Source organism: Paraburkholderia sp. SARCC-3016, from assembly GCF_031119615.1.
Taxonomy (GTDB): domain Bacteria; phylum Pseudomonadota; class Gammaproteobacteria; order Burkholderiales; family Burkholderiaceae; genus Paraburkholderia.
Map to the genome: position 1 here is coordinate 42,366 of NZ_JAVHZD010000043.1, position 7,198 is coordinate 49,563.

The window sequence follows — 7,198 nt, forward strand, 5'->3', positions numbered from 1 at the left end:
GCTTTTTTTCCCCGAATTCCTTGCTGCTTTTCTTGTGCTTCTTCGTGTGGCTGTTCGTCTGCTTCTTCGTGTTCCTGCTGCTTCGTGTTCCTGCTTCGTCGCGTTCCCGCTGCTTCAATCGGCCGCCACGGCCGCCGGCTGCTCGCCGAACCCCGGAATGCGCCGGATCGTATTGATCACCTGCTCCGCCGTAATGAGCCGCGTGCATTCGAACTGGCGCGGCGTATTCGCATGGCGCGGACACCACAGGAAATCGTGGTGATCGAACTGCACGCGCACGTCGTTCCAGCAGCTATTGCATGTGTGGTAGTTGATCACGCGATATGGCGTTGCGAACTCGTTGGTCGGATGCGTAAAGCCGCTGATCAGCACGACCGGTGTGTGCATCGTCCACGCGAGCCACGACAGACCGCTGCTCAAGCCGACGAAGAAGTCGGCATGCCTGAGCCAGCGCGCGCGCTCGGCGAGCGGCCGGTCGCCCGTGAAATCCTCGGAACCGTACGGTATGTGATTCCACACGACACCGCTGCCATGTGTCGCCTTCTGATCGATGCAGATTACGCGGTAACCGTGCTGTTTCAGAAAGGCGACAATTTCGCGCCAGCCATTCGGGTTGTTCCAGTACTTGCACTGCGTCGTGCTTTGCGCGGCGATGCAGACGTATTTTTCGGCAATCGGCCGGCTGTCGTCGGGCAGGACGATGCGCGGGCGCTCTTCCTGCGGATCGACGCCGAGGATGTAGGCAGCCGTGCGGTGCAGGCCGACGAGGCGGAAGTCGCATGGCTGCCGCACGTTCGCGTCGTCGGTAAAGAAAAGACCGATGTTGTAGGTCGCATAGAAATCGTTCGGGTCGATCGCTTCGGGCGTCGCGAATGCGATCGACGGGTACGCGTCCCTGAAAAGCGGGATCAGCGCGTCGGCCATCACGCAGGTCAGACGGCAGCGATGCTGCGCTTCGAATTTCGCAACATACGGAAACCAGCCGAGCGTGTCGCCAAGCGTGCCGACCGGCAGATGCACGAGCACGTTGCGGCCCGTCAGGTCGAGGCGATGGCGGAACACCTGTTTGCCTTGCGACGAGACTTCGATTTCGAACGGCACGAAATATTTCTTGCTGCTCGCGACCAGGCCGGCCAGCAACTGCGTTTCGAACAGCGGGTTCGCCGTAGCCGTGTCGCGCAACAGCACGCGCCATTCGGCGTCGCCGGGCGGCAACGTGACGCGGCAGCCGTCGTTGAAGTCGAAGCGGATGCCGGCGGGGCCTTCCTGTGTCGGCACGGACGGCGGGCTTTGAATCGGCTGTGCGCCTTCGCCTTTTGCGGCGTCATTGGCCGATACAGCGCTATCGGCTCTATCGCCGCTGGCCGCATTAGCGGCACTAGCGGCACTAGCGGCATTTACGGCACTAGTAGCACTGAAGGCACTCGCGGCGCTCGCGCCGGCCGGCACTTCCCCCACGGCCGCGCCGTCGGCGGACCCCACCGCCGCGCGCGACTGCGCGTCTGCTTGAGACATAATCGATCCGAATGATGAACGACACGGATTTGCCTTGTATTTGTAATGGGCGTTTTCCGGTCGCCGTTGTGCGAAAAAAGCCGGTTATTTAACCATCGGCCGATATGACCCGCAACCGGAAAGCACGCGGGCCTTCGGCCGCGATCGAGGAGCGCCGATGAGTGTGAGCATCGTCCAACTGGGTACGCCGCGCGCGGCCGGCGAAGGGCTTCGCATCGGCACCGTGCGGCGGCCGCCGCGCGGCGTGCCGAAAAGCGAGTTCGGCACGCGCAACTACTACGACGTATGGCTGCCGATCCTGTCGCCGACACCGGAGCTCGTAAGCGAGGCACTCGCCGCGAAAACCGACCGTGAATGGTCCGCGTTCGCGCGCAAATTCCGCGCACAGATGAATAACGGCGACGCGCCGAAGGTGCTCGACACACTCGCTGCATTATCGAAAACAGCCGACTTTTCAGTCGGCTGCTACTGCGACGACGAGAACCGCTGCCATCGCAGCATCCTGCGTCAGTTGCTCGAGGACCGCGGGGCCGCGGTGAAACAGGCCAGTGCGCCGAAGCGGGCGTCTCAGCGCGACGGGCTCGTGCGCGAGAACCGCGGCATCGGTTCCCTGACATAGGTGTCGAGCACCTGATTCGCCGGAACCGGCTTGCCGAACAGGTGCCCCTGCATCACGGTCGCGCCCAGTTCGCGTAGCGCGTCGGCCTGCGCCTGCGTCTCGACGCCTTCGATCACGCAGGTCATGCCGAGGTTCTGGCAAAGGTCCACGATGCTCTTTACGATCGCGCGCGCCGTCGGCTCGCGATCGATACCGGCGACGAAGCTGCCGTCCACCTTCAGCTTGTCGATCGGCAGGCGGTGCACGCTATTGAGGCTCGAAAAGCCGGTGCCGAAGTCGTCGAGCGAAATGCGCGCGCCCAGTTCTTTCAGCGCATCGAGCGCCGTGCGCGCCTGGTCGAAATCCTGGATCAACGCGGTCTCGGTAATTTCGAAGTCGATTCGATGCGGTGCGACACCGCTTGCGAGCGTCGTGCGGATCACATGATCGAGCGCACCGGGCGCGGTCAGATCGCGCGCCGACAGGTTGAACGAGATGCGCACGACCTCGGGCCAGTTGCGCGCGGCTTCGAGCGCCTTGCGCAGCAACACTTCGGTTAGCGCGTGAATCAGGTCGCAACGCTCGGCCACCGGGATGAACACCGACGGCGCAACCACGCCGAGTTCGGGGCTCGTCCAGCGCGCGAGCGCTTCGAACGCCATGATTTCACGCAAAGCCGTATCGAAGATCGGCTGGAAATGCAGCGAGATTTCGCGTTCGTAGTCCGCGCGCCGCAGGCAGTCCTCGATTTTGCTCAGATGGCGGATCTGCGTTTCGTGCTCGGGCGAGAAAATCACCGTGCCGCCGCGCCGATGCGACTGCGCGAAATGCAACGCGTAATACGCGCGTTCGACGAGCTGGGTCGTCGTTTCGCCGGCCTCGGGGAAGTTCGCGAAGCCGATCGAGGTCGACAGCCGCGCCGAGCCCTCGGGCAGCACATAGGGGCGCTCGATCTCGCCGCACAGCGTGTCGCCGAGATCGAGCAGCTGCCGGTAAGCGGTCGCACCGACCACGATCAGCCCGAACTCGTCGCCGCCGATGCGCGCGACGCTCAGTTGCGGCGTCACCTGCGCGGCAAAGCGCCGGCCCGTTTCGACGAGCACGCGGTCGCCGAATGCCTGGCCGTATAGATCGTTGATGCGCCTGAAACCGTCGAGATCGACCACGCCGATCGCGAGACTGCCCGGCGCACGCGCGTGGCCCAGCAGCGGCGCGAGATGCCGGTCGAGATCCGCGAAGAAGCGCCGGCGGTTCGGCAGGCCGGTCAACGCATCGAGATTCGCAAGCCGGAAGTTTTCGTCGCTCAAACGTTGCGTTTCGGCGTGCTTCGCGCGCAGCTGGATCTGCGATTCGACGAGATTCGTGAAGTCGCGGTAATAGATGAGCAGGATCAGCACCATGACAACCGCGACGAGCAGCACGTTGACGGCGATCGCGACGAGGACCGGATGGTGCGTCGTGGCGAAAAACAGCACGAACGGCACGATCACGATCGTGGTCAGCAGCAGCGCCGCGAAGCGCATATGCATGAGACAGAAGATGCAGCCGATCACAGTCATCGCCATGTAGAACGCGACGTGGCTGCGCGCATAGGCATCGCCGTAACCGTACAGCGACAGCGCCCATGCGACGAATGCCGCGCCCATTCCGGCAATCAACCACACCATCGTGCGTAGACGCCGTGCAAGCTCTTCATCCGAGAGATTGCCGTGTCTCGAACGCAACCACGCCGCGACGCGCACGACGCAAAACAGGCATAGCAGCGCGGGTGGGTACACCGACAGATAAATGGGCGCGACGCCGAAGTGCGTGATCGCGACCGTCACCGTATTGACGATCAGCACCGCGTAAAGCAAAGGCACTTGCTGCAGGAACGCACGATATTGGGAGCGCCGCAGTTCGAGGCGAACTGCCGGTGCGATGCGCGAACCGGACAACCTTTTGAAATAAGACATGCGCGCCCCGCTGCTTTTCCGCTGAATGTTTTAGGCCTCGCCAATCCCAGCAAAATTCCCGCCACTATGCGTTAAATGTTCTCCAATCCTTATGATGTGCAGCCAACCGTATTGATCATAGGCAGCACATGTGCCTGAAAACACGCGCGAAAAAAATCGCCGGCGCATAAACGCCGGCGATTTCATACGGTGCCGCCCGTTCCGATCGCAAGCATACGGGTCGATACCAATCCTTAAGCAGGACAGACCGTCTTACACGCCGCTGTCCGCGGGTACGCTTGCCGCTCGAATCGGCTCGGCGGCGGCCATGCGCGCTTCGGCCGGCAGCGCCCATTCGAGCCAGCGCGAGCGGTGCAGCACGACGAGCACGAACGCGAGCGCCGACAGGCCGCCGAACGTCGCGAACCCCATCTGGTAACTGCCCGTGCTTTCCTTCGTCATACCCATGATGACCGGCAGATAGAATCCGCCGATGCCGCCCGCCGCGCCGACGATGCCCGACATCAGACCGGTCTTGCCCTTCCAGCGTTGCGGCACGAGCTGGAACGTCGCGCCGTTGCCGAGCCCGAAGCACAGATACATCGCGACGAGCAGCGCGATGCCCGCGCCGAGCGGCGGCATCCATGCAGCGAACACGAAGTCGCAGACCGAGATCGCCGCAAGCAGCATCACGAGCGCGCGCACGCCGGAGATGCGATCGGCCACGAGGCCGCCGACCGGCCGCACGAGCGCGCCGATAAACGCGAGCAGCGACATGAAGAGACCCGCTTCGAGCGCCGGCATCTGGTAGAGCGAGATCAGCAGCGTCGTGACGTACGAAGACATGCCGACGAAGCCGCCGAACGTGATGCTGTAGACGAGCATCACGACCCACGTATCGCCTTCGACGAGCACGCTGCGGTAATGGCGCGGCAGCACGAAGATCGCGAGCAGCGCGCCGAGCACCGGCAGCAGCAGTACGCCCGTCTTGCCGGGCCCGAACATGCCTGCATGCACGGCGAGCACGAGCGCGACGAGACCCGCGAGCGTGATGAAAAAGCTGCCGAACGCCCGCGACGCGCTGCCCGATTTCGGTGCGAGATCGTGCGCCCAGAAAAACAGCGCGGTCGCGGCCAGCGCGAGCAGCGGCAATGCGGCGCCCGCGGCCGTGGTCCAGCCGAAATGCGCGGCAAGGCCGGGGAACATGAAGCCGTCGAGCACCGCGCCGATATTGCCGGCTGCCGCGAGACCGAGCACGAGCCCCTGCACCTTCGGCGGATAGTTGCTGCCCGCCATCGGCAACGCAACCGCGAAGCTCGCGCCGCCGACGCCGAGGAACACGCCGAGCACGAGCAGCAGCGTGTACGACGGCGTGCCCGGCATCAGCAGCAGGACGACCGACGGAATCGCCGACAGCAGCACGCCCATCAGGGCGATGCGCCGGCCATTGCACGCCTGGTACAGATTGCCGAGCGTCACGCGCAGGATCGCCGCGGCGAGCACCGGCACCGCGACCAGAAAGCCCAGTTCGGCCGGCGACATCGCGATGTCTTTGTGAATGAACGGCGCGAGCGGCCCGAACATGACCCACACGGTGAAACCGGTATCGAAGTAGAAGAAGCACGCGAGCAGCGCGCGCCAGTTACCGCTCGCCAACGAACTGAACAGATTTTTCATCGGTCTCTCTGCGAGGGCGCGCACGAAAAAGTGTGCGCGCAAAAGAAAAGCGTCCCGAACCGCACGTGTGCGACGCGAATCGGTACGCCGATCGCGCTACGTGTGGTTCGGGACGCCGTTGCCCCAGGTGGTCCGCTCGACATGAGCGCACCGCTCTCGAACTGCAATCATCGAGGCCGCCATTGGCCTCGGCGGCGATTAACGCAATAGGTATGCCATCGCGTGTCGAAATGGCGCGCGGCACCCGGCCGGCGGCGCCGGACGGATCCGGCTCGGCGCGCGCAATCGCTTGCCGCAAGGGGCTGTGCGCGCCATGCGACGGGCGTCAGAAAAATGAAAGCGGCTGCAGGCAGGTTGCCAACAGCCGCTTTTTGCCGCTCGGGAATCGCGTTACGCCGCGCCGGCCGATCGCCATCGCGCACGCTGGCGAAGCGAACCGGTGCCGCGCCGTGGTGCACCGCACCACGGCCGTGCGTCGCGCGGTCGCCTTACCGCTGGTTCGACCCCGAGATCACGTCGACCCACACCGCCAGCACGAGAATGCCGCCCTTCACGATCATCTGCCAGTAAGAGTCGACGTCGAGCATCGACATGCCGTTGTCGAGGCTCGCCATCACGAGCGCACCGATCAGCGCGCCGTACACCGTGCCCGAGCCGCCGCGCATCGAGGTGCCGCCGATAAAACAGGCGGCGATCGCATCGAGTTCGCCGGTCGTGCCCGCCGACGGCGACCCCGCCGCGAGCCGCGCGGTTTCGACGAGCCCGCCGAACGCGCACATCAAACCCATGAGCGCGAAGATCGCGAGCTTCACGCGGTTCGTGTTGACGCCCGACAGGCGCGTCGCCTCGAGATTCGAGCCGACCGCATAGATGCGGCGGCCGAACACGGTCTGCGTCGCGATGTACGTGAAGATGCCGAGCAGCGCGAGCAGCACGAGCACCGGCACCGGAATGCCGCCGTAGCGGTTCAGCGTCGCGACGAACGCGAACACGATGAGCCCCGCCGCCACGATCTTCACGCCGTCCTGCCAGAGCGGCACGACGGGCAGGTTGTAATGCTGGCGGCTCTTGCGCTGCCGCACGGTCAGTACGGCGAGCAGCGCGAACAGCGCGATCGCGAGCACATTGCCGGCGACGCGCGGCAGATATCCTTGTCCGACGAATACGAGCGCGTCCGACGCGGGCGCGATGGTCGAGCCGCCCGTGATGCCGAGCAGCACGCCCCGATACGCGAGCATGCCGCCGAGGCCGACGATAAACGACGGCACGCGCAGATAGGTGGACCACCAGCCGTTGAAAATACCGACCGCGACGCCGGCGAGCATCACGACCGGCAGCGTCGCCGCGAGCGGCCAGTGGAACCTGACGTCGAGAATCGCGGCGAGGCCGCCGAGCAGGCCGAGCAAGTCGGAGGCCAAGCGGTCTTAGGAAGACAAAACATTCTACCAACTCCTTGGCTCACAGAACGACATGG

4 protein-coding genes and 1 pseudogene are annotated in these 7,198 nt (G+C 64.5%); 1 reads left to right on the forward strand and 4 read right to left on the reverse strand.

The genetic code is table 11. From position 1 onward, the window contains the following. Nucleotides 1–114: 114 nt before the first annotated feature. A complete protein-coding gene (locus tag QYH69_RS31620) occupies nucleotides 115–1,515 on the reverse strand; it encodes an autotransporter strand-loop-strand O-heptosyltransferase (RefSeq protein ID WP_308835606.1) in 1,401 nt (466 codons plus the stop codon). A gap of 157 nt (nucleotides 1,516–1,672) precedes the next feature. On the opposite strand from QYH69_RS31620, the gene QYH69_RS31625 reads away from it, so the two are divergent. Then, the gene (locus QYH69_RS31625; RefSeq protein ID WP_308835607.1) at nucleotides 1,673–2,134 is read left to right on the forward strand and encodes a DUF488 family protein; all 462 of its coding nucleotides are present in this window, start codon (nucleotides 1,673–1,675) and stop codon (nucleotides 2,132–2,134) included. Here QYH69_RS31625 and QYH69_RS31630 read toward each other — a convergent pair. The 3 genes and pseudogenes from QYH69_RS31630 to QYH69_RS31640 all read right to left on the reverse strand — a co-directional run. Further along, entirely contained in the window at nucleotides 2,083–4,068 is a 1,986-nt protein-coding gene (locus QYH69_RS31630) for an EAL domain-containing protein (RefSeq protein ID WP_308835608.1), read from the reverse strand. The genes QYH69_RS31625 and QYH69_RS31630 overlap by 52 nt on opposite strands. A gap of 252 nt (nucleotides 4,069–4,320) precedes the next feature. Continuing rightward, nucleotides 4,321–5,724 carry an MFS transporter gene (locus QYH69_RS31635; protein WP_308835609.1) on the reverse strand — a complete coding sequence of 468 codons (1,404 nt, stop codon included), beginning with the start codon at nucleotides 5,722–5,724 and terminating at the stop codon, nucleotides 4,321–4,323. Between the two features lie 488 nt (nucleotides 5,725–6,212). Continuing rightward, a pseudogene (locus tag QYH69_RS31640) lies at nucleotides 6,213–7,133 on the reverse strand (sugar ABC transporter permease); the annotation flags it as partial. Between the last annotated feature and the right edge of the window lie 65 nt (nucleotides 7,134–7,198).

Coding starts and splice junctions, on each gene's coding strand:
- QYH69_RS31620 (WP_308835606.1), bottom strand. CDS start 1,515: ATGTCTCAAGCAGACGCGCAGTCGCGCGCGGCGGTGGGGTCCGCCGAC.
- QYH69_RS31630 (WP_308835608.1), bottom strand. CDS start 4,068: ATGTCTTATTTCAAAAGGTTGTCCGGTTCGCGCATCGCACCGGCAGTT.
- QYH69_RS31635 (WP_308835609.1), bottom strand. CDS start 5,724: ATGAAAAATCTGTTCAGTTCGTTGGCGAGCGGTAACTGGCGCGCGCTG.
- QYH69_RS31625 (WP_308835607.1), top strand. CDS start 1,673: ATGAGTGTGAGCATCGTCCAACTGGGTACGCCGCGCGCGGCCGGCGAA.